Origin of the sequence: Sphingomonas sp. 22R3R2A-7, from assembly GCF_036856055.1 — a bacterium.
GTDB lineage: Bacteria > Pseudomonadota > Alphaproteobacteria > Sphingomonadales > Sphingomonadaceae > Sphingomonas.
Window position 1 is genome coordinate 1,642,603 of sequence record NZ_JASPFR010000001.1, and the last position, 25,217, is coordinate 1,667,819.

21 protein-coding genes and 3 pseudogenes are annotated in these 25,217 nt (G+C 65.5%); 6 read left to right on the forward strand and 18 right to left on the reverse strand.

Going from position 1 to position 25,217, the window contains the following annotated elements:
• The first annotated feature begins 227 nt into the window (after positions 1 to 227).
• Positions 228 to 686 carry an NIPSNAP family protein gene (locus QP165_RS07820; protein WP_333994960.1) on the forward strand — a complete coding sequence of 153 codons (459 nt, stop codon included), beginning with the start codon at positions 228 to 230 and terminating at the stop codon, positions 684 to 686.
• A gap of 25 nt (positions 687 to 711) precedes the next feature.
• Here the strand turns inward: QP165_RS07820 and QP165_RS07825 are convergent, their stop codons facing one another.
• The 3 genes and pseudogenes from QP165_RS07825 to QP165_RS07830 all read right to left on the reverse strand — a co-directional run bounded on the left by QP165_RS07825 (position 712) and on the right by QP165_RS07830 (position 1,630).
• On the reverse strand, positions 712 to 852 hold the full coding sequence (locus QP165_RS07825) for a hypothetical protein (protein WP_333994961.1): 141 nt from the start codon (positions 850 to 852) through the stop codon (positions 712 to 714).
• A gap of 12 nt (positions 853 to 864) precedes the next feature.
• Positions 865 to 1,011 (reverse strand): annotated as a pseudogene (locus QP165_RS19980) (hypothetical protein); the annotation flags it as partial.
• 370 nt (positions 1,012 to 1,381) lie between these two features.
• Positions 1,382 to 1,630, reverse strand: a complete 249-nt coding sequence (locus QP165_RS07830) for a hypothetical protein (protein ID WP_333994963.1) — start codon at positions 1,628 to 1,630, stop codon at positions 1,382 to 1,384.
• An 857-nt stretch (positions 1,631 to 2,487) separates the two neighbouring features.
• On the opposite strand from QP165_RS07830, the gene QP165_RS07835 reads away from it, so the two are divergent.
• On the forward strand, positions 2,488 to 2,988 hold the full coding sequence (locus QP165_RS07835) for a MucR family transcriptional regulator (protein WP_333994965.1): 501 nt from the start codon (positions 2,488 to 2,490) through the stop codon (positions 2,986 to 2,988).
• Positions 2,989 to 3,318: 330 nt separating this feature from the next.
• Complete coding sequence (locus QP165_RS07840) at positions 3,319 to 5,727, forward strand: glycoside hydrolase family 95 protein (RefSeq protein ID WP_333994967.1); 2,409 nt, start codon at positions 3,319 to 3,321, stop codon at positions 5,725 to 5,727.
• Here QP165_RS07840 and QP165_RS07845 read toward each other — a convergent pair.
• The 10 genes from QP165_RS07845 to QP165_RS07890 form a co-directional block, all read right to left on the reverse strand.
• A complete protein-coding gene (locus tag QP165_RS07845; protein ID WP_333994968.1) occupies positions 5,688 to 6,131 on the reverse strand; it encodes a globin domain-containing protein in 444 nt (147 codons plus the stop codon). The two genes, QP165_RS07840 and QP165_RS07845, sit on opposite strands and share 40 nt — an antisense overlap.
• A 90-nt stretch (positions 6,132 to 6,221) precedes the next feature.
• Positions 6,222 to 7,025 (reverse strand): diguanylate cyclase, encoded by an 804-nt coding sequence (locus QP165_RS07850; RefSeq protein WP_333994970.1) that lies wholly within the window; start codon positions 7,023 to 7,025, stop codon positions 6,222 to 6,224.
• Positions 6,958 to 7,977 carry an MASE1 domain-containing protein gene (locus QP165_RS07855; RefSeq protein ID WP_333994972.1) on the reverse strand — a complete coding sequence of 340 codons (1,020 nt, stop codon included), beginning with the start codon at positions 7,975 to 7,977 and terminating at the stop codon, positions 6,958 to 6,960. Before QP165_RS07855 ends, QP165_RS07850 begins: the two co-directional genes overlap by 68 nt.
• Before the next feature lie 309 nt (positions 7,978 to 8,286).
• A complete protein-coding gene (locus QP165_RS07860; RefSeq protein ID WP_333994973.1) occupies positions 8,287 to 9,432 on the reverse strand; it encodes a hypothetical protein in 1,146 nt (381 codons plus the stop codon).
• A gap of 63 nt (positions 9,433 to 9,495) precedes the next feature.
• Complete coding sequence (locus QP165_RS07865; protein ID WP_333994974.1) at positions 9,496 to 10,782, reverse strand: cation:proton antiporter; 1,287 nt, start codon at positions 10,780 to 10,782, stop codon at positions 9,496 to 9,498.
• Between the two features lie 123 nt (positions 10,783 to 10,905).
• Entirely contained in the window at positions 10,906 to 11,787 is an 882-nt protein-coding gene (locus tag QP165_RS07870; protein ID WP_333994976.1) for an exonuclease domain-containing protein, read from the reverse strand.
• On the reverse strand, positions 11,787 to 12,137 hold the full coding sequence (locus QP165_RS07875; protein ID WP_333996980.1) for an alpha-ketoglutarate-dependent dioxygenase AlkB: 351 nt from the start codon (positions 12,135 to 12,137) through the stop codon (positions 11,787 to 11,789). The genes QP165_RS07870 and QP165_RS07875 overlap by 1 nt, the downstream gene beginning before the upstream one ends.
• A complete protein-coding gene (locus QP165_RS07880; RefSeq protein ID WP_333994978.1) occupies positions 12,068 to 12,349 on the reverse strand; it encodes a hypothetical protein in 282 nt (93 codons plus the stop codon). Before QP165_RS07880 ends, QP165_RS07875 begins: the two co-directional genes overlap by 70 nt.
• Positions 12,346 to 12,507 carry a hypothetical protein gene (locus QP165_RS07885; protein WP_333994979.1) on the reverse strand — a complete coding sequence of 54 codons (162 nt, stop codon included), beginning with the start codon at positions 12,505 to 12,507 and terminating at the stop codon, positions 12,346 to 12,348. The genes QP165_RS07880 and QP165_RS07885 overlap by 4 nt, the downstream gene beginning before the upstream one ends.
• 245 nt (positions 12,508 to 12,752) lie before the next feature.
• Entirely contained in the window at positions 12,753 to 13,871 is a 1,119-nt protein-coding gene (locus QP165_RS07890; RefSeq protein ID WP_333994980.1) for a serine hydrolase domain-containing protein, read from the reverse strand.
• 352 nt (positions 13,872 to 14,223) lie between these two features.
• Between QP165_RS07890 and QP165_RS07895 the strand changes: the two genes are divergently transcribed.
• Both QP165_RS07895 and QP165_RS07900 read left to right on the forward strand, forming a co-directional pair.
• Positions 14,224 to 16,071, forward strand: a complete 1,848-nt coding sequence (locus QP165_RS07895; RefSeq protein ID WP_333994981.1) for a M61 family metallopeptidase — start codon at positions 14,224 to 14,226, stop codon at positions 16,069 to 16,071.
• 88 nt (positions 16,072 to 16,159) lie between these two features.
• Positions 16,160 to 16,429: a hypothetical protein gene (locus QP165_RS07900; protein WP_333996981.1), complete on the forward strand. Its 270-nt coding sequence runs from the start codon at positions 16,160 to 16,162 to the stop codon at positions 16,427 to 16,429.
• Between the two features lie 226 nt (positions 16,430 to 16,655).
• Here the strand turns inward: QP165_RS07900 and QP165_RS07905 are convergent, their stop codons facing one another.
• The gene (locus QP165_RS07905; RefSeq protein WP_333994983.1) at positions 16,656 to 17,327 is read right to left on the reverse strand and encodes a hypothetical protein; all 672 of its coding nucleotides are present in this window, start codon (positions 17,325 to 17,327) and stop codon (positions 16,656 to 16,658) included.
• 301 nt (positions 17,328 to 17,628) lie between these two features.
• On the opposite strand from QP165_RS07905, the gene QP165_RS07910 reads away from it, so the two are divergent.
• Entirely contained in the window at positions 17,629 to 18,474 is an 846-nt protein-coding gene (locus tag QP165_RS07910) for a hypothetical protein (protein WP_333994985.1), read from the forward strand.
• A 78-nt stretch (positions 18,475 to 18,552) separates the two neighbouring features.
• Here QP165_RS07910 and QP165_RS07915 read toward each other — a convergent pair.
• From QP165_RS07915 to QP165_RS07930, 4 genes and pseudogenes are all read right to left on the reverse strand, one after another.
• Positions 18,553 to 20,051 (reverse strand): annotated as a pseudogene (locus QP165_RS07915) (tryptophan halogenase family protein).
• Positions 20,048 to 21,069: pseudogene (locus QP165_RS07920) on the reverse strand (cupin-like domain-containing protein). The pseudogenes QP165_RS07915 and QP165_RS07920 overlap by 4 nt, the downstream one beginning before the upstream one ends.
• A 4-nt stretch (positions 21,070 to 21,073) precedes the next feature.
• On the reverse strand, positions 21,074 to 21,778 hold the full coding sequence (locus tag QP165_RS07925) for a SapC family protein (RefSeq protein ID WP_333994989.1): 705 nt from the start codon (positions 21,776 to 21,778) through the stop codon (positions 21,074 to 21,076).
• 55 nt (positions 21,779 to 21,833) lie between these two features.
• Complete coding sequence (locus QP165_RS07930; RefSeq protein WP_333994990.1) at positions 21,834 to 25,106, reverse strand: TonB-dependent receptor; 3,273 nt, start codon at positions 25,104 to 25,106, stop codon at positions 21,834 to 21,836.
• Positions 25,107 to 25,217 lie beyond the last annotated feature (111 nt).

A 25,217-nucleotide genomic window follows, 5' to 3' on the forward strand; every position in this document is an offset into this window, starting at 1 on the left:
CTGTTCGGTAACCGCACACCACTGCTTCCGAGCCTGGCGACCCGGCTCATATCGGCATCATGGGCACTGCTGACGCGATCTCAGGCCGCGGGAATCCCCGTACCCTCGCCGCCCAGCCGGTGCCGTACGTCCGATACGGCAGCGCACGGGGCGGATGATCGGCCGGTTGCACGGCGACAGGATTCCCGTAGCTTGGCCGACACCCTCGTCCCGAACAGGAGCGTTTGATGCTGCGACTTTACCTGCTTGCCGGTCTCGCGCTCGTCCCGACGACCACCGCGGCCCCCGCGCAACAGGCGCAGCACGCTCGCCAGGACGCGCTGTTCGAACTGCGGATCTATTATCCGGAGAAAGGCAAGCTCGCGGCACTGAACGCGCGCTTCAGGGACCACACGATGACGCTCTTTGCCAAACACGGCATGCGCAACGTCGCCTATTGGAACGAGGAACCGACCGAAGCCGCACCGGAAGGCCGGCTCGTCTACATCCTGAGCTATGCCGATCGCACGTCGCGCGACGCCAGCTGGAAGGCGTTCGGCGCCGATCCCGCATGGCGCGCCGTCGTCGCCAGTTCCGAGGCGGATGGCAAGATCGTCGCGAAGGTCGAAAGCATATTCATGACCTCGACCGACTATTCGCCGGGACTGCTCACCGCCAAGCGCCGCGGGCACACTGCGCCCCGCTAACCCCCAGCCATCGGCATGACTCCGCTCAGGCCGGCTCGCGCTTCTTGATCAGCACATATTGTCCATCGTTGAGAACGATGATCCGGGACAGGTCGTGCTGGTCGGGCTGAGGGGCCGACTGGGTACTCGCCGGCGGCGGCATCTCGATCTCGAACTCCGCGACCATTCGGTACAGCGTGGCGCGCCCGCACCGGAGGCGCTTTGCCGTCAGCGTTCGCGAGTTCCCGCAATATGACAGAGCGGCAACAATCGCGGCGCGCTCGGCCGCAGCGAGCGTTCCTTCAATCTTCCAGTCCGGAATCGATGGGTCTGCTTCCTTGTCCATTCGCAAGGACTGAACGATCCAACATAAACAGAATATGACTGAAACATACAATTTGCCATGTGTCTCGGTTTGGCACGCAATTGCGTGAAACGTTGATCGGCCAAGACTGATCACGTTACTGAACACTGGCTTAACTTCGACACTAATCCTGCGCAGCTTTTTACTTGTTCCGGACAGCGCATCGTATCCGCATTGGTCACGCAAATGGTCGTAAAGACTTGAACACTACTTCGCAGTATTGACCTGCCATGAACAAGCCCGCCGGTTCTACGGCCAAACCATTATGGCGATCTTGACCCGGACGATGATGCCGCGACCGGAGCTCCCCACCCGCCACGGGTTCGGGAGCCAGCGCGTTCGATCAGCGGGGTCAGTGCTTCGCGGTGATCGGCACCGACGCGCGTTGCGGACGGTCGACCGCCGCCTCCACGGCGCCGCCTGCCGCCGGCCGCTGGTGCCGGGTCGCGTGCAGGTGGCGCAGGATAAGCGCGAGGTCGCGCTCGGTCAGTCCGGTGTCCCGGTCGATCACGGCCGCGACGGGCAAGGGCTCGACCCACGCCGCAAGCCGGTTGCACGCTGCACCGAGTTCGGGATCCGCGGAATCGTCAAAGTCAGCCATCGCGGTAAAATAGCCCTTCCGGTTTGCCCTGCAAGGCTTGGGGCTGGTCCAGTGCGGCGCGGCACTACGCGATCTCGCCGGACTCCCCGGTTAATTGAGCATTGGGTCAGTCTCGGTGCCTTGTTAACCATAAGAGTTTGGGGCTTACGGTACGCCATCGACGGTGCAGATCGCACCGCGGATGAGAGGGTGTATCGATGGCAATGATCCTGGTCGGGTGGGCTGGCTCTTCCCTGGCAACGTTTCTCGCGCTCGGGCACGCCGCGCACAAACTCAAACAGGCGTAAACCAGCACCAGCGCTGCGGATCGGGGCCCATCGCCCGATCGGGTTTGATGGCGAGCAGCGCGCCCTGCCCCGCCCCGGACGCCCCGACGCCCGCCGCACAAAAGCTTCGACCAGCAAGGATGCCTTGCACCCCGCGTGATGCGTCTGCACCAGGCGGGGTGTGACATGCTCCCCCATGGAACGCCGAGATCTTCGCCTCGCGGTCGTTCCAATATACGCGATGGGCTGAGAAGACGCGAAGATCAGGCGCCGACGCGCGCGTTGCTTCCCTCAAAATTCCGCGCGGCAACGATGAAAGCCGGTCGCACGACGCCAGTGGCGGCAGGCGACGATGACGCCCGGGACAATCCGCACAATGCCGGCAAGCCGCCGCACCATGATGAGGCATGCCGGGAGGTTTATGCGATGAATGAACGCTATTGCTCGACAGCATATCGTTACAATTTGCCGTGAACGCGTTTGGACAACAACTTAACCTATAATTTTCTACCTGATGCAACAATCGATTGCAGGCGGGGTTGTAGCTACTGGAATTCAGGCCTACGCCGCAGGAATAGAATGGAGCACAATATGTCTGCAGATACCATCGAACTGAACCCTATAGAACTTGCGACCGAATTGACGATCGCATGGTTAAGCAATCCCAACACGCGTACGTCTGCCGATGAAGTGCCCGCTTTTCTCGGCAAGATGCACAATTCCATCGCGGCGCTTGCTGGCCATGCGCAGGCATCGGGCACGACCACCGACGTGCCGACCGACTATTCTCCCGCCGTGACTGCAAGAAAGTCGCTTGCCGATCCCGACTACATCGTCAGCATGATCGATGGAAAGAAGTACAAGACGTTGCGCCGCCATCTGTCGACGCATGGCATGACGCCCGAAGAATATCGGGTGCGCTACGGCCTCAAGGCCGACTATCCGATGGTCTCGGCCAATTATTCCGAGAGCCGTCGGGCGATGGCGATGAAGATCGGTCTTGGTCGCAAGTCCGGTGAGACTGTCGGAAGCAAGACGGATGCCGCCAAGTCGGTCGCGCGCAAGCGCAAGGGCGACGCCCCCGGCGAATGAGGCACGAGTTTACTATCGGTCTGCTTTACATTTGATACACTTCGGCTTCGAAGACGGCAGCCTTGAGCCGCCGTCTTCGAAGCCGCCGCGGCGACCGGGTCCGCAGCGCAGCGCCAGCGCTGCGCGGACCATGATGCTGCATAGCGCTGCTTGGTCACCGGTCCGAGCGACGTAGACCGCACCTGCGCGCACCAGACCTCGATCCCGCGATCGGCCGGCAAATCCCCGACATTGCGCACCGGCAGCGAAAAGCGGACAACCATCCTCCCCCCAAGCCCGATCGGGTCAATTCCCCCCGACCGATCCGCAGCGGCCAAAGGAAATGCGTCCATGGATACCCTGTCGCGTCGACAAGCGATGAAGGCCGGCACCGCGGGCGCGGCGGTCCTGTTGAGCGGACCCGCGGCGGCGATCGGACAGCCGCGCGTCGGTGCCGACCACCCGTGGCGACTCTGGTATCGCCAGCCGGCCGCAGCCTGGACGGAGGCGCTGCCGATCGGCAACGGCCGCGTCGGCGCCATGGTGTTCGGCGGCGCGGCCAGCGAACGGCTCCAGCTCAATTGCGATACGCTGTACGCCGGCGGCCCCTATCGCCCCAACAGCCCCGAAGCGCACGGCGCGCTCGCCGACATTCGCCGGATGGTGTTCGAAGGCCGCTATGCGGAGGCGGAGGCGCTGATCAACGCGCGGATGATGGCGCGCCCGCTCAAGCAGATGCCGTACCAGACCGCGGGCGACCTGACATTCACGCTGCCCGCGCTCGCGACGACCGATCGCTACGAACGCGCGCTCGACCTTGATACGGCGATCGCGCGCGTGTCGTTCACGAGCGCGGGCGTGCATCATGTCCGCGAGGTGTTCGCGAGCGCGATCGACGGGGTGATCGCCGTGCGGCTGACCGTCGACCGGCCGGGTGCGCTCGATGTCGCGGTGGCCCTGCAGCCGGGGCAGGTCGGCAAGACCGAGGCGCGCGGAGCCGACCTCGTCTTCCTCGGCCACAACCAGCCCTCGTCGGGGATCGACGCGAAGCTGTCGCTGGCGATCCGCGCGCGTATCATCGCACCGGGCGCGCGGATCGCCGTCGAGGGCGACACGCTCGTCGTGCGCGGCGCCACCGAAATGGTCGCCATCGTCGCGCTCGACACGAGCCATCGCCGCTATGACGACGTGTCGGGCAAGCCCGCGGACGTGACCGCGGCGGCGATCGACCGTGCGGCGCGCAAAGGCTGGAACGCGCTGCGCGAGGCGCACGTCACCGAGCATCGCCGGCTCTTCCGCCGCATGACGATCGACCTCGGCCGGACCGCCGCCGCCGACCGGCCGACGGACGTGCGGATCGCCGCGCTGACCTCGCCCGACTCGCTGTCGGCGCCGTCGCTCGCCGCCGACCCGGCGCTGGTGGCGCTGTATCACCAGTTCGGCCGCTATCTGCTGATCGCATCGTCGCACGCGGGCAGCCAGCCGGCGAACCTGCAAGGCATCTGGAACGACAGCAATCGTCCGCCATGGGACAGCAAGTATACGATCAACATCAACACCGAGATGAACTACTGGCCTGCCGAGCCCACCGGTCTTGCCGAATGCGTCGAGCCGCTCATCCGGATGGTCGAGGATCTCGCGGTCACCGGTGCGGAGACGGCGCGCGTCATGTACGGCGCGCGCGGATGGGTGGCGCATCACAATACCGATCTGTGGCGGGCGACCGCACCGATCGACGGCGCGCAATGGGGCATGTGGCCGACCGGGGGCGCGTGGCTGTGCCTGCATCTGTGGGACCGCTGGGACTATGGCCGGGACCCGGCGTTTCTGCGCCGTATCTATCCGCTGCTGCGCGACGCCGCGCTGTTCTTCCTCGACACGCTGGTGCGCTATCCGGGGACCGACTGGCTCGTCACCAATCCGTCGCTGTCGCCCGAGAACCAGCACCCGCATCGCAGCTCGATCTGCGCGGGCCCGACGATGGACATGCAGATCCTGCGCGACCTGTTCGACCATGTCGCCGCCGCCGCCGCGATCCTCGGCACGGACGCTTCGCTCGCCAAGGAGGTCGCGGCCGCGCGCGCGCGACTGGTCCCCAACCGGATCGGCGCGCAGGGGCAGCTGATGGAATGGATCGAGGACTGGGACCTCGACGCGCCCGACCTCCAGCATCGCCATGTCAGCCACCTCTACGGGCTCTATCCCAGCGCCCAGATCAGCCTCGACGAAACGCCCGCCCTCGCCAACGCGGCACGCCGATCGCTCCGCATCCGCAGCGACAACGCCACCGGCTGGGGGCTGGCGTGGCGCCTGAACCTGTGGGCGAGGCTCGACGATGGCGAGCACGCGCACGCGATCCTCGGCCATCTGCTCGGCCCGGGGCGCACCTATCCCAACATGTTCGATCCGCACCCGCCGTTCCAGATCGACGGCAATTTCGGCGGCACCGCGGGCATCACCGAGATGCTGGTACGCAGCCGGGGCCAGACGATCGATCTGCTCCCCGCATTGCCGGGCGCCTGGCCCGACGGGAGCATCCAGGGCGTTCGCGTCCGGGGCGCCGCCGAACTCGATCTCGCCTGGAACGCCGGCGTCCTGCAGCACGTCCGGATGCAGTCGGCGATCTCGGAAACATGGACATTGCACTACGGCGATCGTCAGCACCGCGTGACGCTGTCCCCCGGGCAGACGCTGACGCTGAACCCGGCGGATTTCAGACGTCAGGACCCGGGGTCGAACAGGCCCGCGGTTCCAGGATAGGCGTCGGCGATCATCACCCCCGCCGTCTCGGCGTACACCGCCTCCCAGGCCTGACGCGTTGCGGGCGTGAAACCGTCCGCGAGAATGTCTGCGAACGTATCGATCAGGACGGCGCCGACCACCGCATAATGATAGGGCTTCACGCCGTACTGGACATGTCTTAGCGCCAGCGCCGACAGCGCGGGATGCAGCCGCCCGAGATCGACGACATTCTCGACCAGGACATCGATCGTCTCCGAGAACACGGCGATCTGATGCGCCATGTCGTCGGGGAAAAGCGCGCGCGCGAACGGATGATCCAGCAGCAGCCGATAGTAAAACGCGTCCGAATAGCGCGTCGGTGCGCGGCTGATCAGCGCATAGCTTTCGCGCACGAGCCTGATCTGATCTGCCGTCAGAGACACATCGCCCTCCCCGTCGGCTCCCCCGTCGAGTCGACTTTGCCGCATCGCCGCCTGTCGCGGCTGATCGCAGATTATCCTGACGCCGCAGCATCATGACGCCAAGCGCAATCGGTTCCGCCCGGCATCTTTCGCCGCATACAGCGCGACATCGGCACGCTTGAGGATGACATGCCCCGTGTCGTCGCCCTGCGTCGTCGCGACGCCCAGGCTGACGGTGACCTTCGGCTGCGCGCCACCCCGCGATGCCTCGATCCGGGACCGCACGCGTTCGGCGATCTGCAACGCGGTGTCCGCATCGGTCCGCGGCAGGATGATGACGAACTCCTCCCCGCCATAACGGCCGATCAGGTCGGTGCTCCGCAATCCCTCGATCGCCGAGGCCGCGACGCGCTTCAGCACCTCGTCGCCGACATCATGCCCGTACCGGTCGTTGACGGCCTTGAAATGGTCGATGTCGAACAGCACGACCGACAGCGCGGCATCGCCGTCAGCGACGTCCGACAGCGTCGCATCGAGATATTCGACGATCCGCCGGCGGTTCGCCAGCCCGGTCAGCGCATCGGTCGAGGCCAGCGCCATTGCCCTCTCCGCGCTCCGGTTGGCGGCGTCGCGCGCATCCTGCAGCACCTTCCGCGCTTCGATCTGCTCGGTCACGTCACGGATCAGGCCGAACAGCCCGATCGCGTCGTCGGTCGACGAATAATCGCGCTCGCCCTGTGTCGCGACATGACGGATCGCGCCATCGGGCCGGACGATCCGGGCCTCGAAGGCAAAGGGCTGCCCGCTGGAGAGCGCCTCCGCGACAACCTGCGACACGACCGCCCGGTCATCCGGGTGATACAGGCCGATCGCCTGTTCGAGCGACGGTGGCCGATCTTCGGGAAGCCCGTGCATGCGGAAGACCTGCGGCGACCAGAAAATGGTCTGGTTGACCGAATTCACCCGCCAGTGGCCGATATGCGCGGCGGCCTCGGCCTGATCGAGCAGCCGGATACGCTCGGACAGATTGACCCTCAGGCGATCGCGCGCCGCGAGCAGCGTCGCCATCGGCAATGCCGAGACGAACAGCGACAGAAGATAGAACTGGAAGAACAGCAGGCGCAGAATCATGCGATCCCCGGATCAGAAAGATCGGGCCGGAATCCCACCCGAGCGCGAGCGACCCGATCGCCGCGACGACGATCATGCTGATGATCCCGCCGAGCATGCCGCCACGCAGGACCGCGACGACGATCACCATCATCGGCACGAACAGCATGGGAAACTGGGTTTGCGAGAAGGTCGCGCCCGCCGCGACCGCGGTGCAGATGATGATAGCGATGAGGTTGAGGACATCGCGCCGCGCGACCGCCTGCCGTGCCGACACCAGCAGCTCGAACAGCGCGAGCAACAGCGGCGTGACGAGGAGCATGCCGAGCCATACGGTACTGAACCAGGACAGGATGAACGCGCGGCCGGCCTGCGGTGCGATGCACGCCGCGACGCCCGCGCTCACCAGCGCCGCGACCAGCGAGGCGAGAAAGAACGCGGCCAGCCCCGCCGGATCGACGAACGAAACGCGGCGTCCCGACCGCCGCCGCAGCAGCAGCGCGGCGACGACCGCCTCGAGGCCGTTGGCGGCGGTAAATCCCACGGAGACGTAGAGATCGGCACCGGTGAGGAAATTGGCGGCAAAACTCGCGGCGAGCGCCGCGATCGCGAACCGCCAGACCGATCGCCGGCGGACGATCAGCAGCGTCGCCAGCAGGATCCCGCTCGGCGGCCAGATCGCGGCGATGCCATGCGCCCCGCGTGTCGCGAGCAGCGACACCACCGCAAAGGCGAAATAGGCAATGCCGAGAGCCATCGGACCGAGCGGTGAATCACCCAATCGTATAATCATTCGTCGCATTGCAATCGGTTATCGGGAAATCCTTAACGACGAGATTACCGTCGCGCATCATCACGCTGTCGTATCGACCAGCGCCATCGCGTGTCGCCCGCCGCGCGGCCGACGGACCGGCGGAGGATACGGTCCGCCCGAGGCGGACTGCCCCGCACCAGCCGGGCATCTGGTCTCGCCGCGCGCTTTACTGCTAGCGGACGCTACGCCTCCACGAGGTGCGTGTAATCGCGCCAAAGCGCGCCGCCGTTAAAACGTCGGCGCCTTGGACCGCTAGCTGCCGGCGTTCAGACGTGCCTGCCGCGCATGTCTGCGGCTCACCTCTTTCATGGCATCCGTTTCGGTGAGATCGACGACATGGACCGTGAGCGGACCGATCCGCTGCGGTATGCGGCTGCCCGTTGGTATCTCGAACGTGGCCCGCACGGTGAACCGGTCGATCCGGTACATGCCCGCATCATTGTCGCTGCCGCTCAGGGGAATATAGCGGCGTGAACCGATCTGTTTCAGGATCCCGGGCGCCCATTGTCCGAGCCCGGCATTACGCAGCACCTCGACGCCGGCCGTTTTCCCGTCAGGCCGAACCCAATACCCCACATCGGCAAATCTGATCTTCGAATCATGCCAGGGATCCTTCTCGACCAACGTCCGGATCGCGTTGATGTCATTGATCGGTGGCGCATAGAGCAGCTTCGGCGGCCCCTCGGGGTTCTGACGAAGTCGCGCGGCAAGCGCCTCGATTCCGTCACGCTTGCCTTGCTGGAACGCGATCCGGGCGCGCAATATGTCGCGCAGGTCGGTCATCGACGTTTTGTTCTTGGCCGCCAGCCCGACGGCTTCGTCCGCGACGCGCTCGGCGTCCTTGTAGCGACCCGAGCCCATGAGCAGCCACGCCCGCCGAAAAGCGCTCCCCGCGGCGATTTCACCTTGTCCCTGCGCAATGGCCAGGCGCTCGACCTTTTTATAAATGCCTTCGGCAAGTTGAAGCCGGCCCAGCTTGATCAGAGTATCGGCAAAGTCGATCTCCTGCCCCAACGTCGCGCTATTGGCCTCCCCCAGATAGCGGCGCAGCGTCAGTACGTTGTTGCGGGCCGACCTCAGCCACAGCTCGTCATTGCCCTGATGCTCGGCAACGGTGGCGAGCGTGGCGTAAAGACTTGATACGGGGCCCGGCAACCGCTCTGCATACGCCACGTTGCGCTTGATCGCCTTCTGGAGAGACCGTTGGGCATCATCATACCGGCCACCGGTAAATTGCTCGACAGAGGTTTGGAGCGTAAGTTCGATCTCTTCGTCAGGCGAACAGTTGCGGGCTATGCAAGCGGCCAGCTCTCGCTCTGCTCGTTTGCCCACCACGACAATATCCGGCGATGGCGGCGCGGCAGTAACTTGTGCGACGAGAAGCAGCAGGGCCAGCATTCTATCATCGTCCTTGTCCCGGCACCCGCTGTCAAGCGTCACACGTGTCTGGACGCGAAGGCATCAGCTGCCCTCGGCAGGCCGCTCATCCTTGTCCGGGTCTCGCCCATGGCTGCGGTCGAGTAGACGCATGATCGGCGTCACGGTGAGCCCGTGCAGCACGATCGAGAACAACACGACCAGCCCGACCAGTCCCCAGAGCCGTTCGGCGCCCGTCACGTGGATATGGTTGAGGCCATAGGCCAGATAATAGATCGACCCGACGCCGCGTATGCCGAAAAACGCCAGCGTCAGTTTCTCCGACCGATCAGCCCGGTGACCCCACAGCCCGATCAGCCCGGTGACCGGGCGGATCACCAGCAGGATGACCAGCGCGACCAGCACGTCCGTTAGCGAGACCGATGCCAGCAGGCCGCTGACCAGCGCACCGCCGAACAGCAGAAGCAACACCATCATCGCCAGTCGTTCGATCTGCTCGGTGACATCGTGCATGTCGTGATGGAAATCGTGAGTCCGATGCGTCCCGCGAAACGTCAGCGCCGTGACGAACACGGCAAGAAACCCGTAGCAGTGGATGATCTCGGTCACGCCATAGGAGATGCACGTCGCAGCCAAGGCAATCAGCCCGTCGCCGGTCTGCGCCAGTTTGGTCTGCGCCGGAACATGGAAGGTCAGCCAGCCAAAGGCGCGACCGATCAGCCAGCCGGCGCCGACGCCCGCGCCGATTTCCCACAGCACGCGGTAGCTCAGCCACTCACCCAGCCATGGTCCCTGCGTGCCGGCAGCGGCTGCCGCCATGATCGCGAGATGGACGAACGGAAACGCGAAGCCGTCGTTGAGCCCTGCTTCCGACGTCAGTCCGAAGCGCACCTCGTCTTCGTCGTCGCTCTTGGGTGGCCCGACCTGGATATCGGAGGCGAGAACGGGATCCGTCGGTGCCAGGCTCGCCGCAAGCAGCAGCGCGATCGCCCATGGCAATCCCATCCCCCACGCCGTCACCGCGGCGATGGCGAGAATGCCGAGCGGCATCGTGATCGCAAGGAGGCGCCACGTGACCACCCACTCGCGCCAATGAAACACCCGGTCGATCTTCAGGCCGGCGCCCATCAACGCGATGATGACGACGAACTCGGTAAAGCGCTCGGTGATCTCGGGGTACAGAATCGGTAGCGGCCTCAGCGTCACCTGCGGCAGCGAGAACAGCGCGGCGCCGAGCCCGATGCACACGATGGGCAACGACAAGGGCAGCTTGCGGAGCGCCAGCGGCAGCCAGACGACCAGCGCGGTGAGCAGGCCAAATCCGGTCAGGATGAGGATGTACGGGTCGGGCAATCCGAAAACGGCGATCATGACGGGTCTTTCGGGTCGGGAATGCGACCGTGCCGCAGGCTCGGCACGGTCATGGGCTCCGGCGTCCGAGCGCATCGCCGATGCCAACGTTCCGAAAGACGCGATTGAAAGCCCGAAATTCCGTCACGTCAGCGGCAGCGCGAGGCGATGACGAAGTTCCGGTTCTGTGACGATCTCGATCGTCGCCTTGCCTCGCCGAAGCTCCTCCACCCGGCGGTAGTCCGCATGCGCGGTGACGAAGCGGCCGAAGGGCTGGTCATCACTGATGACGAGCATCGTCGTCGTGGACCCGACCGAGGCCATGACGCGCGCACCGGCGGCCGCCAGATGCCGCGCGAGCGTGCCATCGCGCGCGCCGCCGAGAATGGCCACGCGCTGACCCTTCATTGGCCCCGTCGCGGCGGCCTTCAACGCGACACCGCGGCGTCCGCTCGTCGACGACAGCCAGCCGGCGAGCCCGATACCGGTGTGCTCGATCGCACGCACGATCACCATGCCGGCGGCACGCGCGTCGCTCAGCGCATCATGGTGCTTGTGCCGAACCCCAAGGAATTGTGTCAGCACGTTCAGCCGGTGACTGGGCAGCTCGGGCCACGCGCGTTTCGCGACGCGCACGCTGTCGAGCCACGTCGTCTCGATGGCGGCCTGCCCATGGATCGCACACGCCGCGCCAAGCGCGCCCTTGTCGAAGAAGGAGTGCGCGACGGTGATCCGGCCCGCGAGATGGCCGTCGATGACGGCATGGACGTCGCCGAAATTCGGCGCGCCAACGACATGATCGCCGGTGATCCCATGGATGCGCGTGTTGAACGACGAAAAATGGTCGAGCGGGTCGACCAGCGTCTCGTACGCGAACAGCTCGACGCCGTCCCTGAAGCCGACGATACCGATCTGGCAGATACTGCTGACGCGCGAGCACGCCGTTTCCACGTCGACGACCACGAAGTCGGGTACGGCGGCATCCGGTGCGGGCGATTGAGGCAGCTGAACGGGGTCAAGGGCCATCATGGTCGACCTGCAAGGCTGCGGAACGTGATCGACCAGCGCGGCCGCTCCATCGCGACGATGCTGTGCTCCCAGTCGTGACGGGCGGGTCCGCTCAGCTGGTAGGCGGCGCGCGGATCGAGCGGGACCGACGCCCTGTCGAACCCATCGCTGCGTCGACGTCGAAACCGCATCTCGGCGGGCGCGCCGAGCGATATGCCGAGGACGTGACCATAGATCGGGCGGTCGCGATGCCATCCGATCCCTGCGCCCGGATCGTACCGGATGAGCAGCGCCTGGATCAGCTCCTCCGGATCGAGATCTGCAAAGCCCGCCGCCCGGTCGCGGAACGGCAGCAGCCACCCGGGGATGGGGGTGCCTCTGCCGGCCGGCCGACCTCGAAGTCATAGCTCCACCCGAAGGAGGTCGTGAGGCGCTTGCCGGTCCAGCCCTGGAAGCGGAAGGGCGTGAGATCGGTCGCATCGATGCGCTCGATCAACGCGTGCTCCTCGCCCGCATCGACCAGGTCGCCGCGCGTACTGAGCCCGGGCAGCACCGGCGCGTCGAACAGGTCCAGGGTCACGCCATCGTCGCCGCGACGATCGGGCGCCGGCCCGGCATGGCTGACGGCGGCGCGGCAAGGCTTGAAACGGCAGCGCCGACCAGCCGGATGCCCGTTTCCACGAAGGCGGAACAGGCGTCCATGTCGACGGGGACGAACGTGCGGGCGACGGCGGTCATCCTCCACCGATAGCAAACACGGAACGAAGTGGGAACGGGTCTGGTGTACGATCGCCGCGCCCGCTGCGTTCGACACGAGCACGCCTGCCGCAGTCCTGCCGCTGGCGAGCGCCGGTTGCAGACGTTCGGACCGCCTTGCCGACTTTCGCCGATCGTTCATCCGACCCATCGGCCGCGCCCGGCGACCCGGCTCGGTCCGTTAACCGGGGACGGAGCGCAGGCCGAACCACCGCCGCGAACATCCATCACTTCAGCCAGGCAAACGCATCGAACTCCCGGGCGAAGATCGCACGGGCGACACGCTCATAGACCTTGCGCCCGGAATCGCCGTTCGTGAGAATTACGACCGCCATGTTCGATGCCAGATCGACGACAAACAGGTTGGCGACGCCGTCGTTCGCGCCCCAGTGCCAGGCGAAACGTCGGTCCGCACCGCGCTCCAGCCCCCACCCGAGCCCCCAGTCGAGCGTCCCCTTGACGCGCGTCGTCGGGGTCGAAAGCATCGCGTAGCGCTGCGCATACGCCAGACACCGGGCGAAATCGGCGGCCGTCGTCCACAGCCCGGCCGCCATGTTGGGGATCGTGAACATCGGCATCGCCGGCCTCCCGCGCGACACGGCCGCGCGCTCCCGCTCGACCTGCGTCCAGCGGTCGACGGGTGTCGATGGCCCGGCGTCGCGACGCGCTGCGAATTCTGCAGGCCCCTTGTCCGCGAGCAGCGCACCGGCGCCATCATGCGCCCACGCGACCAGCGGCTCGGTGCCGTGCGCCCAGCCATAGCTGCTCCGGCGCATCCCCGCCGGCCGCAGGACCCGCGCTGCGACAACCCGCGCGGCCGTCTCACCGGTCACCGCTTCGATCAGTCGACCGAGCAGCACGAAGCCTTCGCCCGAATAGCGGAATCTGGTGCCGGGGGTGAACGCGCTCGTCAGCGCTTCGCCCGCCGCGTCCCGCCAGTTGGGCAGACCGCTGGAATGCGAAAGCAGGTGCCGCGGCGTGATGGTGCGCGTGCGGGGATCGTCGGTGAACGCGACATGGTCGGCCACTGGCCTGTCGAGATCGATCAGACCAGCGCGCACCATGTCATGAACGGCGACCGCGATGACGACCTTGGAGAGCGACGCCGCTTCGAACAGCGTGTCGGGCGTCGCCAGCACGTCATTCGCCCTGGCATAGCCGACCGCGCCGCTTGCGATGGTGCCCGACGCATGCAGAACCGCCCAGCTTGCGCCAGGCACCGACGCCAGCTCCAGCCACGCCGGCATCGCGTCGAGCGGTGCCGGCAACTGCGCCGACCTTGCGCGCGTCGCGGTCACCGCGACCGCTCCGAGGCACGGAACCGCCAGCACGGTACGCCTAGACACCGAAACCATGCGCATCCCCCCGCAAACGAAGCCGGACCATACAGCGTCACGCCGCGGCGTCACTGGCCCAAATCTCGTCATTAGAATGGCTTGTCGACCTGCGCGGCTCCCGACGGTCGGTCATTCCTGCACGGACGGTAGCGCAGGAAGACCAGCGTCGCGCCTCCTTCAATCACCCCCCGTGTCCCGGCATGAACGCGCACGCTCGACTCCGGACGCTCTTATTCCCGTCTCATGCCGACGTAATATTTGTAAAGATCAGTCTTCCTCCGGCGTCGTCCCCTGCGGGCACGTTGACAAGATGAATGCCGTCCGATCCTAGCTACCCGGGAGATTATCCGGGGGACCAGCCATGAAGACCGTTTTCGCGACGTTTACCGCCATGCTGCTGCCGTTCGCGCCCCCCGCGATCGCACAGACCAAGGCCCCGGCGGCGACGCAGTATGAGATCAGCTTCCCCAATGCGGTCCATCACGAGGCGCAGGTCACCGCGACCTGGCGCGATCTTGGCCCTGCCCCGTTGCGCGTCCAGATGTCGCGGTCGTCACCCGGCCGCTACGCGATCCACGAATTCGCCAAGAACGTCTATGCGCTCTCCGCCAGGGATGGCCGCGGTCGCGCGCTCGCGGTGACGCGGACCGACCCTTATGGCTGGACGGTCGCCGGGCACGACGGCACGGTGACGGTGACCTACACGCTGTTCGGCGATCACGGCGACGGTACCTATGCGCAGATCGATGCGACGCACGCGCATCTCAACATGCCGGCGACCTTCCTGTGGGCGGCCGGACAGGAAAAGCGCCCGATTCGCGTGCGGTTCGTGCCCTTCGACACCAAGTGGAAGGTCGCGACGCAGCTTCAGCCGACCGGCGACCGCTACACCTTCGCCGCGCCCGACTTCCAGTATTTCATGGACAGCCCGACCGAGCTGTCCGATTTCGACCTGCGCGAATGGCAGGTCGGCGAAGGGCCGACGCGCGCCACGATCCGCCTCGCGGTCCATCACGACGGCACGCCCGCCGATCTCGATCGCTTCGCCGCCAGCGCCAGGAAGGTCGTCGCACAGCAGATCGCGCTGTGGGGCGAACACCCCGCCTACGACTTCGGCACCTACACCTTCATCGCCGATTACATGCCGCAGATCAGCGGCGACGGCATGGAACATCGCAACTCGACGATCATCTCGCAGCCGCGCTCGTTCAAGGCGGCGAAGTTTTCGCAGATCGACACGCTCAGCCACGAATTCTTCCACAGCTGGAATGTCGAGCGGATCCGCCCCGCCGAGCTCGAACCGTTCGACTTCACCCGCGCCAACCCGACCCCGTCGCTGTGGCTCGCCGAAGGGTTCACGCAATATTACGGGCCGCTGATGATCCGCCGCGCGGGCGAATCGGCGATCGACGCGTATCTGCGCGGGGTCGGCGCGACCGTCAACGCGCTGACCACCGGCACCGCCCGCACCTATGGCGGCCCGCAGGAGATGAGCCTGCGCGCGCCGTTCGTCGACGCGGCAAAGGCGATCGACGCGACCAACCCCAACATCTTCGTGTCCTATTACACCTATGGCGCCGGCCTCGCGCTCGCGCTCGACCTGACGCTGCGTCAGCGCTACCCGGACATCACGCTCGACACCTTCATGCGGCATTTGTGGCAGACCTTCGGCAAGCCCGAGCGCCCCTATACGCGTGCCGACCTGTCGCGCGCGCTGGGCGCGGTGACGAAGGACCCCGCCTTCGCCGACGCCTTTTTCAGGACCTCGATCGATGCCAGCGCGCTCCCCGATTATGCCCCTTTGCTCGACCAGGCGGGTCTGAAGCTGCGTCCCGCCAGCCCGGCCGCCGCGTGGTTCGGCAACGTCCGCCTCAAGGCGACCGGCAGCGAGGTCCGCATCGATGGCGCGCCCGCACCCGGTACGCCACTCTATCGCGCCGGCCTCGACAATGGCGACCAGATCGTCAGCCTGGGCGGGACGTCGATCACCAGCGATGCGGAGACGGCCGCGGCGCTGTCGCGCTACAAACCCGGCCAGACCGCCGACATCGTCTACCGCCAGCGCGGCCTCGAACGCCGCGCCACGCTGACCTTCGTCGCCAATCCCACCGTCGAGGTGGTCCGCTACGAAACCGCGGGCATAACGCCGACCGCCCGCCAGATCGCGTTTCGCACCGCGTGGCTCGGGCAGGATATCGCGGCCAACTAGGCGGGAACAGCGATACCCGACCAGGCGGATAGGCGTTGAAATCCGGCGGCCGTCGTGTATCCCTGTGCCACCACAAAAAGGGTTGATCATGAAGAAAGTTTTCGCTGTCGCCGTCGCTACCGGCCTGCTCTCGCTCGCAGCCTGCAACTCCAGCCCGCGCGAGCAGGCGGCTGATCAGATCGAGTCGAACACCGAAGCCGTCGCCGACAACCTCGAAGACGCGGCCGACGATACGGGCAACGCCGCAGCGGAAGCCACGCTCGAGAACAAGGCCGACGCCGTGCGCGCAACCGGCCAGAATCAGGCCGACGACATGCGCACCAACGACCCCGACACCAATCTTTCGAATGGCATCTAAAAGATTGACCGCGTAAAACCGCAGCCAGGTTGCTCCCAAGCAGCTTGTAAGAACAGGGCATCCGGGGCCGACCCGGGTGCCCTTTCTGCGTCCCGAGTAAGCGCCCGGGCCGCTGGCGAATGAAATCGGCACCGTCATGCCGGTCATTCATCGTTGCGACGACCGCGCTTGGCGACCGACCCGCCGTCATGGCCGTCACCTAGACAGGTGATCGTGCGCTGCACGGCTACCGCGTGAACAGGAACCCGACGCCGCCGAGAAACAAGGCGCCCTCGAGCATGCCGATCGCCACGTTACCCGTGGCACGCAGATAGCCGGTTCCAAGCACCTTCGCGAACCTGCCGGTCAGAACGAGAAAATAGTTGAGCGTGGTAACGCCCATCAACCAGTGGCCGATCATCGGCATCAGATCGCTTTTATCGTCGATCAGGACGGCGCTGAGGCTCATCCCGAGCGCGAACACCGCGGCAGGATAGCATTGCACATAGAAGGGCTGTCGTAGCGAACTGCGGTCTAACTTCACCCCGCGGCAACGCACTATTCGGGCAGCAAGAAAAAGCGGAAATGCCGCAAATATCACCGCCCGGAAGGCCAGCGCCGTCGTATTGTCGTTGACGAGGCCGGCAAGCCCATGCGTGTTGGCGATGATTTCGTCGGTCTGGCCAAGTGCTGCGCTGACGGTATGCGCAAGCAGCAACGCCAGCGCCAGGAAAAGCGGCGGCCGCAGCAGGGCCGCATATTGCTGATCATCCGGAAGTGCCGCTTCGCGTTCGACCTGCTCCATCACGGCGATGGGTTGGAAGACGGCACGCCATAGCGTCAACGGGAAGAAGATCAGCCAGCTCATGACCTCATAGAGGAGTTCGTCGAGCGAACTGAGCCACTTCATGAAGTCCATGCTGCATCATGTTCGATTCGATCATCGATCGCAACGGCTGGCGTTCCCTCAAGGTCCGGCCTTGGTGCCTGCTATCGATGGAAGGTCACTGACGCGGCCGGGTATGATGCAAACCATCGTCGGGCGTGCGGCTCTCTGGCCGAAACGACGATCCTGATCGCCCAATTCCCGCTGGTGACCAGGGCCTGAAAGCTGTCGACGGTTATGGACGCCGTCGTTCCTGATTTATAAACTCGCCATACCGATGACGAGCTGATTCCGCCCGAACAGGAGAGTCGCGATGCGTTGCCCAGCAGGCCTGTTGAAGATCACGGCCATGTTTCTTTCCGCTTCTGCACTTCCGGCGATTGCCCCGGCGCAATCTACCGGTCTTGAAGACATGATTGGTGCCCGTGCCGGTCAGGCCGAGATGGAACTGCAACGGCGCGGCTATGTGAACATCCGCGGGGAGCAAGGTGACGATCGCGCCTATACCTATTGGTGGAACGCCGACCGGCGCCAGTGCGTCACCATCGCCACGATGGAAGGCCGGTACAATTCCATTCAACCGACCACGTCGCCCGACTGCCGGAAACCCGCCAACCTTCGTCCCGACCCCGGCTACGGTCGTCAGCCTGCGTCACGGCCGCGCCCTGACTATGAACCGGATCCTGCCTATGAACGCGCGCCACCGCGTACCGGTAGCGGACAAGCGGGCTATCCATCGGCAGGCCCGGTCGTCGACGGACGAAACGTGGAGCTCGGTCTCGTGTGTTTTGGGGACGGATCGAAGACCGGCCTCGCCAGCGGTACGACATGGAACTGGAATCGTGATCGCGATCGGTACGAGTCCGGCACCTACACCGAAACCAGGAGAGAGGTCTTCGACGCCTCGCTCATGGTGCAGACCTGGGCGGGTGGTGGACGTATCCGGTTGCCCAAATCGCTGGTCCCGCCAATCCATTCCCGTGGGGATCAGGGGTGGTGGGACTTGTACGACGTGTCGGTAAGCCCGGATATGATCCGGGCCAGCTATCGCCTGAACGGTTTGAACAAGCCACGGATGGTGATCGATCGGCGCAGCGGTCGCATCACGGTGGAAGGCATGAGCAATTACGGCTTTCGTGGCACGTGCGACGCCATCGGTCACGAACCCCGCCGCTTCTAGCCCCGCCGTTTTTTGCATGGAGCAGCGGGGCTAGAGCGGCGACAGCCAAGTCCGGCAACGGAACGGCTGCGCAAGGCATCAGCCGTGAGCAGGGCAATATCGCGCGAGGAATTCGCCATGTCGCGGCAGCGTCCGCACCGTGCGCGCTATCCCCCTGGACAAATCCGCGAAGGAGTTTTGCAGCTCCTGTCCTTTGATGATGCTCGCGATGCGGTGATGCGCGCGTGGCACGACGCCTTGCCCGAGCATGACGGAAACCCAGGAATCGATCCGGAACAGGTCGTCCTGTCCCTGCCAGGCACCCGCGGTCGTGGTGAAAAGCGAGATCCGCTCGGCGAGGCTGTCGGGAACGCTCATCTGCGCGCAGTCGCGCCAGAACGGCGAATCGCGACGCTCGGTGACGTGGTAATGGAGGATGATGAAGTCGCGCACATGCTCCCACTCGTGTCGCGACTGCGCGTTGAAGCGCGCGGCGAGCGCAGCGTGATCATCACCCCGAAACGGGAACAGCTGGATCAGACGGATCACCGCATTCATGATCAGGTGGATACTGGTCGACTCGAGCGGCTCGATGAATCCCGCCGCGAGGCCCAGCGCGATACAGTTCCGGTTCCAGGCCTGTCGGCGCATGCCCGAGCGGAAACGCAGCGGGCGCGGCTCGAACAGCGGCCGGCCGTCGAGCGCGCCGATCAGCGTCGCATGCGCCTCGTCATCGCTCATGTGCCGGCTGGAATAGACCAGCCCGTTGCCCGTCCGCGTCTGGAGCGGGATCTGCCAGCGCCAGCCTGCACTGTGCGCGATCGCGCGCGTGTACGGCACGGGCGGCGCGACCGTCTCCGTCTGCACGGCAAGCGCCCGGTCGGTGGCTAACCATTCCGACCAATCCTCATAGCCGGTCCCGAGCGTGCTTTCGGTCAGAAGCGCGCGGAAGCCGGTGCAGTCGATGAACAGGTCGCCCGCGATCCGTTCGCCCGATGCCAGGACGAGCGCCGTAATATCACCCCCTCGCCGTCGCGCTCGACCCGGTCGATACGTCCCTCGACGCGCCGCACGCCCCAGGGCTCTGCCAATGTCCGGAGGAACCGCGCATACGCGGTCGCGTCGAGGTGGTAGGCGTATGCCAGCGAATGCTGCTCGTCGTGACCGAAGAGCCCCGCCCCCGCGGCCTGCTGTTCGAGCGAATAATCCCCGTAGGCGCCACCGAACCCGCGGGCACGCGCCTCGAGCCAGAAATGCTGAAAGTCGGCGATCGCCACCGACCTGCCGACGCTGCCGAACGGATGGAAATAGCGGTCGCCGACCCGGCGCCAGTTCTCGAACGCGATGCCCAGCTTGAAGGTCGCCTGCGTGGCGCGCATGAAGGCGGCTTCGTCGATGCCGAGAAACGCGTGGAAACTGCGCGCGGTCGGAATGGTCGATTCGCCGACGCCGACGGTGCCGATCTCGTCCGATTCGACGAGCGTCACGTCGACGAGCGATCCGAGCTGACGCACGATCGCCGCGGCCGCGATCCATCCGGCGGTGCCACCGCCCGCGATCACGACGCGGGTCCGCGGGCGTTCAGACGTCTCGGTCATCGGTTCAGCCTGTGCAGCAGATAGGCGCGCAACTGACGGGCGCCGGGCTCGTCCAGCGGTGCGAGCGGTCCGCGTGCGGGGGCGGCAGATGCGCCGCGACCGCCTCCGCATCGCCGAACACATAATGGTCGAACATCGCGCGCCACGCACGCTTTTCCTGGGCGGGCCGGTCGCGCAGGCTGAGCAGCGCGTGCAGCAGCGTATCCATCGGCGTGTCCATGAAGGCCGGTGCCGCGTTCCACCAATAGTTCACGAGCACGTTGAAATCGTCGAGCGCCTCGACATGGTGCCACCACAGGGCCGGATAGACGAGCACGTCGCCGGCCTCGAGCTCGGCCACCGATCCGGCGGCAAGCGCGGCAGCGAAGCGGGGATAGGCCTCGAGATCGGGCGCAGCGAAATCGACCATGCTCACCACCTGCCCGCCCGGGGTCGGCGCGAGCGGGCCGGGATAGAGGTTGCCGACCTGGTCGGGTGGAAACAGCGTGAAGCGTCGCCGCCCGACGGCGCAGACCGCCGCGTTGTTCGACATGTCATGGTGCGCGGACGCGATCGTGCGGTTGCCGATCCAGATGCTGGCTAGCGGCGCGTGACGATCGAAGACGTCGCCGTGCGGCGCCAGATCGTTCTCGCGTCGGAAGCCGGGAAGATAGGTCTCGACGTCGGTCGAGCCGAGATAATAAGCGGGCGCCTCGGCGTCGCCCAGATGCCCGAGCACGCGATCGAGGAAATCCCCCAGCGCGATCCGCTCGGCCACGAAGTTCATCGCGGTGACGGACCCGTCATAATGGAAGCGCCCCCTGATCGCGGGATCGCCGACATAGCCGGTGACGGGACGGCCCGCATCGAACCGGCGCAGATAGGCGGCAGCCTCGTGCGGCGACCTCCGTCCGGCCTGGACCAGCGGCCAGTCGGCGGCGAGCCCGCGGAGGATCACCGGCTCCTCGGTCGCGATCAACGCTTCCAGATCGAGGACGCCGGTGTGATCGATCTCGCGCACCCCGCGCGACACGCGCACGCGCTCAGCCACGGAACTCCTTCCGCAGCTTGCGATCGATCAGGTGGCGAAGGTTGCCGAGCGACGAGGCGATCCAGAATGCCGGACGCAGGAAATCGTCGCGGTGGAGTGCTGCCAGAGCGTCGCCGTCGAGCGCAGCCAGCCGCCCCGCATCGACGGTAAAGCGATCGGGAATGTCATACCGACGCCCGTCGGCGAGATCGAGTTGCAGTGTCGCGGGTTCGAGCAGGCCCGCGTCGGCGAACGCGTCGAACATCGCCTTTTCGGTCTCCAGACCGACATAGATCTGTTGCAGCATCGTCGAGACGTGATCGAGCAACGGCGCGTTGCCGCCAAGCTCGCGGAACACCGGCTCGCCATCGTCGACGATCCGCGGATGGTCCGGGTCGACATGGATCATCGGTCCGCCACCGGCATCGACGCCGATCGAGAACGGACCACGCGCGCGTGCCGCCGGCACGTACCGCGCGTCCCAGTTCTCGCCGTCGAGGAACAGGTTTTCGTCGGGATCGAGCCCCAGCAGGACGGTCGCGAAGAGGACGCCTTGCTCGTCGCGACGCAGCAGGATCGCATAGTCGCGCTGCAGTTCCTCGAACTCGCCCGGGAAGACGCGCGTCTGGTTGATCGCATCGCCATAGCGCGCGTGGTGACCGACCGCGACACGCAGGTCGCGGTGGTCGATATTGTTGAGAAGTACCGGAGAGGCCATGCGTTGATCCTAGACGAGGAAGGCCGCTTTCGTCAGCGGCCTTCTCGTCATTCGGTCAGAAGCGGTATCGCGCTCCGACCAGGTACCGTGCGGATCCTTCCGAAAGGTACCACAGGTTGCTCTTGTCGCGGCCGTAGGAGCGCACGCCCTCCTCGGTGAGGTTGATCGCTTCGAACCCGAGCGCGAACCGGGGCGTCAGGTCGAAGTTCACCGAAAGGTCGAGCTGACCATAGGGGGCCGTGAACACCGGATTGCGATCGCCGCCGCGGTTGATGCCGCTGAGGAACTTGTCGCGCCAGTTGTAGGACATGCGCGCCGAAATGCCGTTCTTGTCGTAGATCAGCGTGGCGTTGGCCGTGTCCGACAGACCGACCAGTGCGAACGTGTTGACGCTCGGATCGGCGGCGATGTCGATGCCGATATTGCCGCGGACCAGCGTGTAGCTGGCGGCCACGCCGAAGCCCGTATCCCCGAGGAAATACTGCCCCGCCAGTTCCACGCCGTAGATGTGCGCGTCCTGGTTGTTGATCGGCGTATTCACCGCGAAGTTGAACAGCGGATCCTGCGCATTGGCGGTGATGTCGTACTGGCCGAGGATCTGATCGACGAACCCCTGGTTCAACGCGCGGCTCTGCGTGTTGTAGTTGGCCGCGAACTGGGCGTTCGTCGTCGCGACGTTACCCGCATTCTGCTGCAGCAGCGCCGTGTAGGTGAACAGGTTCACGTCGGTGATGTCCGCGTTGAACGTGCCGGCGAGCTGGTCGCGCGCGGTGCCCGAGCGCGTCCCCGCGGTGCCCGAGGTGGGATCGCGCAGACCGAACAGGTTGCGGTTGACCACCGTCTGACCGATGAAGTTATGGACCTTCTTGTTGAAGAAGCCCGCCGACAGGAAGACGTCCTTGCGCGGATACCATTCGAGCGAGACGTCGATATTGTCCGACGACAACGGATCGAGATCGGTATTGTGCGCGGTGCCGGTGGCGATGCCGCCGATCGCCGTCGGGCGGCCCGGACCGCCGACGTTGGTCGACGCGAACAGGTCGCCGTAGCCGGCGCGTGAGATCGTCTTGCTGTACGACGCGCGGGCAAAGAGGTTGTCGACGACCTCGAACTTGGCATCCACCGACGGCAGCCAGTTGCTGTACCCGCCACGCGACGACAAAGTCTGCCGATCGGCGGTGTTCGCCACGAAGAAGTCGTTGTCGGCCGTCCATACGACCGCGGTCGGCACGGGCTGAAGCGACACCGCGCGCACCTTGGTATTTTCGTAGCGGACGCCGGCAACCAGCTGCGCGTTGTGGTCGAACAGCTTGCCGTTCCACGATCCCTGGACATAGCCCGACCAGATATTCTCACGGACACGGTTGTCGTCGTTCGCGTCGATGTTGTCGGCATGGTTCACGCCGTCGTTCGTCACGCCGAGATAATAGTCGTGGAGCGTGTTGTAGAGCTTCGTCGCATCCTGCGTACGGAACGCCACCAGCGTGTTGGCATCCGGATTTCCGTCGTTGTGCTCGAACTTGCACACGTTGCAGAACTGGAACACCTGACCGGGCGCGAGACGCGCGACGTCGGGCGGCAGCGAGTTGCCCCAGTCACCCAGGACCTGGCGCGTGTTGTACTGCGTCTGCCGCGTATTCGTGGTGCGATAGTCCGCACCCGCATCGACGCGGAGCTGATCGTTCAATGCCCATCCGGCATCGGCGCGCAGTTCCTTGACCCGCTGCGTCTGGTTGGACGCGAACTGACGCTGCACCGCGCTCGACAGATCGCCGAGATCGATCACGCCGTTGCCATTGCCCTTGATGAAGGACTGGCCGGTCGGCGTCGTGCTGACCGAACCGTCGTTGATGGCGATCGTCTGCTGGGGGAAGCCATTCTTGCCCAGCGTCAGCGAATGTTCGGCGACGACCGGTGCATTGAAGGCGACCGTGGTCGACGTCTGGCCATTGGGATTGTCAGGCGCGCTGTCCGCCCGACCGATATGACCGTCGATCGCGAGCGAGAAGCGGTCGGTCGGCTTCCATTCGATGTTGCCGCCGAAATCGTACAGCTTGTTCTTCTGCGCACGATACGCCTGCTCGAACGCCTCGTCCTTCACGCCGTTGATCGTTTCGGACAGGAAGCTCGTCGTCGCGATGCCGTTGCTGGCGTCGTCGAACGTGACCACGCCGAACGGGCGATTGAACCAGTTGGACTGGGTCGAGCGACGTTCGGACTGACGCAGCTGCGCATAAAGGCCGTCTGCGGTGAAGGTCAGCGTATCGGTCGGGCGGAATTGCAGGACGCCCGACCCGTTGATGCGCTCGCGGCTCGCCTCGGAGAAGTGATAGCGCGAGTCGTTCGGCACCGACACCAGGACATTGCCGTTCGTGGGACGGTTGTTGATCACCGTCTGACCGTTGACGAAGCCGTTGCCGGGATTGAGGAAGTCAGTCAGCGACCGGATGTTCCAATTGTCGGGCGCGACGCTGGAGAAGCTGAAGTTGCGCTTCTGATAGCTGCCGAAGAGCGAAACGCCGAACCGCTGGTTGGGATCGCTCCAGCTGGCGGTACCCGACACCTCGGGCGTGACCCGCGCACCGCAGTCGAAACAGTCCGACGAGCTGTTGTCATAGCTGCCCTTGACGCCGAGCGAGCCGAGCAGACCCGTGTCCTTCGAGTCGAGCGGACGACGGCTGACGACGTTCACCGCCGCGCCGATGCCACCCGACGGGATCGCCGCGCGTCCGGTCTTGTAGACCTCGAGCGTCTTGACGCCTTCGGACGCGAGATTGGAAAAGTCGAACGACCGACCAAAGCCGCCGGCCCCGTCGCCGCCCTGGTCACCGCCCACGGCGACGATGTTCGACGTCGCGAGCTGACGCCCGTTGAGCGTGACGAGATTATACTGCGCACCGAAGCCGCGCACCGTGACGGTGGAGCCTTCGCCGTTGCGGCGATCGATCGACACGCCGGTGATCCGCTGCAGCGATTCGGCGAGATTGGTATTGGCGAACTTGCCGATGTCCTCCGCGCTGATCGCGTCGACGACACCGAAGGAGTCGCGCTTGATCGCGATCGACCGCTCGAGCGAGGCGCGAACGCCGGTCACGACGATATCGTCGCCGGGGGCCTGGTCGGGCTGCGCATTGGTCGCGGTCGCGCCCGTCTCGGGCTGCGTGGCGCCGGGCGACGTATCGGCTTGCGGCGTACCCTGCTGGGCCTGTGCCGACGGTGCCGGAACCGGCGCCGTCTGCGCCGTCGCCAAAGTGGGCATCGTCAGCCCCGCCACCAACGCCAACACCGACGTCGAGCGCGCAAACGCCGTCGGAATAGAACCCCTCATACTCATCCTCCCTGACCGGCAAGTCCCTGCCGGCGTGTGACTTTTGGCGGTGTAATCCCGCGTTCCCCGACCGTGCTTTCGCCCGACATCGATGTCAATCAATGCGTGACA

Excerpts from the sequence above, each read along its gene's own strand:
- QP165_RS07850 (WP_333994970.1), bottom strand. The coding sequence starts at position 7,025 with ATGCACGGGCTTCCCGAAGATCGGCCACCGTCGCTCGAACAGGCGATC.
- QP165_RS07835 (WP_333994965.1), top strand. The coding sequence starts at position 2,488 with ATGTCTGCAGATACCATCGAACTGAACCCTATAGAACTTGCGACCGAA.
- QP165_RS07830 (WP_333994963.1), bottom strand. The coding sequence starts at position 1,630 with ATGGCTGACTTTGACGATTCCGCGGATCCCGAACTCGGTGCAGCGTGC.
- QP165_RS07905 (WP_333994983.1), bottom strand. The coding sequence starts at position 17,327 with ATGGACTTCATGAAGTGGCTCAGTTCGCTCGACGAACTCCTCTATGAG.
- QP165_RS07885 (WP_333994979.1), bottom strand. The coding sequence starts at position 12,507 with ATGACCGCCGTCGCCCGCACGTTCGTCCCCGTCGACATGGACGCCTGT.
- QP165_RS07825 (WP_333994961.1), bottom strand. The coding sequence starts at position 852 with ATGGTCGCGGAGTTCGAGATCGAGATGCCGCCGCCGGCGAGTACCCAG.
- QP165_RS07860 (WP_333994973.1), bottom strand. The coding sequence starts at position 9,432 with ATGCTGGCCCTGCTGCTTCTCGTCGCACAAGTTACTGCCGCGCCGCCA.
- QP165_RS07930 (WP_333994990.1), bottom strand. The coding sequence starts at position 25,106 with ATGAGGGGTTCTATTCCGACGGCGTTTGCGCGCTCGACGTCGGTGTTG.
- QP165_RS07820 (WP_333994960.1), top strand. The coding sequence starts at position 228 with ATGCTGCGACTTTACCTGCTTGCCGGTCTCGCGCTCGTCCCGACGACC.
- QP165_RS07865 (WP_333994974.1), bottom strand. The coding sequence starts at position 10,782 with ATGATCGCCGTTTTCGGATTGCCCGACCCGTACATCCTCATCCTGACC.
- QP165_RS07840 (WP_333994967.1), top strand. The coding sequence starts at position 3,319 with ATGGATACCCTGTCGCGTCGACAAGCGATGAAGGCCGGCACCGCGGGC.
- QP165_RS07855 (WP_333994972.1), bottom strand. The coding sequence starts at position 7,977 with ATGGCTCTCGGCATTGCCTATTTCGCCTTTGCGGTGGTGTCGCTGCTC.
- QP165_RS07895 (WP_333994981.1), top strand. The coding sequence starts at position 14,224 with ATGAAGACCGTTTTCGCGACGTTTACCGCCATGCTGCTGCCGTTCGCG.
- QP165_RS07900 (WP_333996981.1), top strand. The coding sequence starts at position 16,160 with ATGAAGAAAGTTTTCGCTGTCGCCGTCGCTACCGGCCTGCTCTCGCTC.
- QP165_RS07925 (WP_333994989.1), bottom strand. The coding sequence starts at position 21,778 with ATGGCCTCTCCGGTACTTCTCAACAATATCGACCACCGCGACCTGCGT.
- QP165_RS07870 (WP_333994976.1), bottom strand. The coding sequence starts at position 11,787 with ATGGCCCTTGACCCCGTTCAGCTGCCTCAATCGCCCGCACCGGATGCC.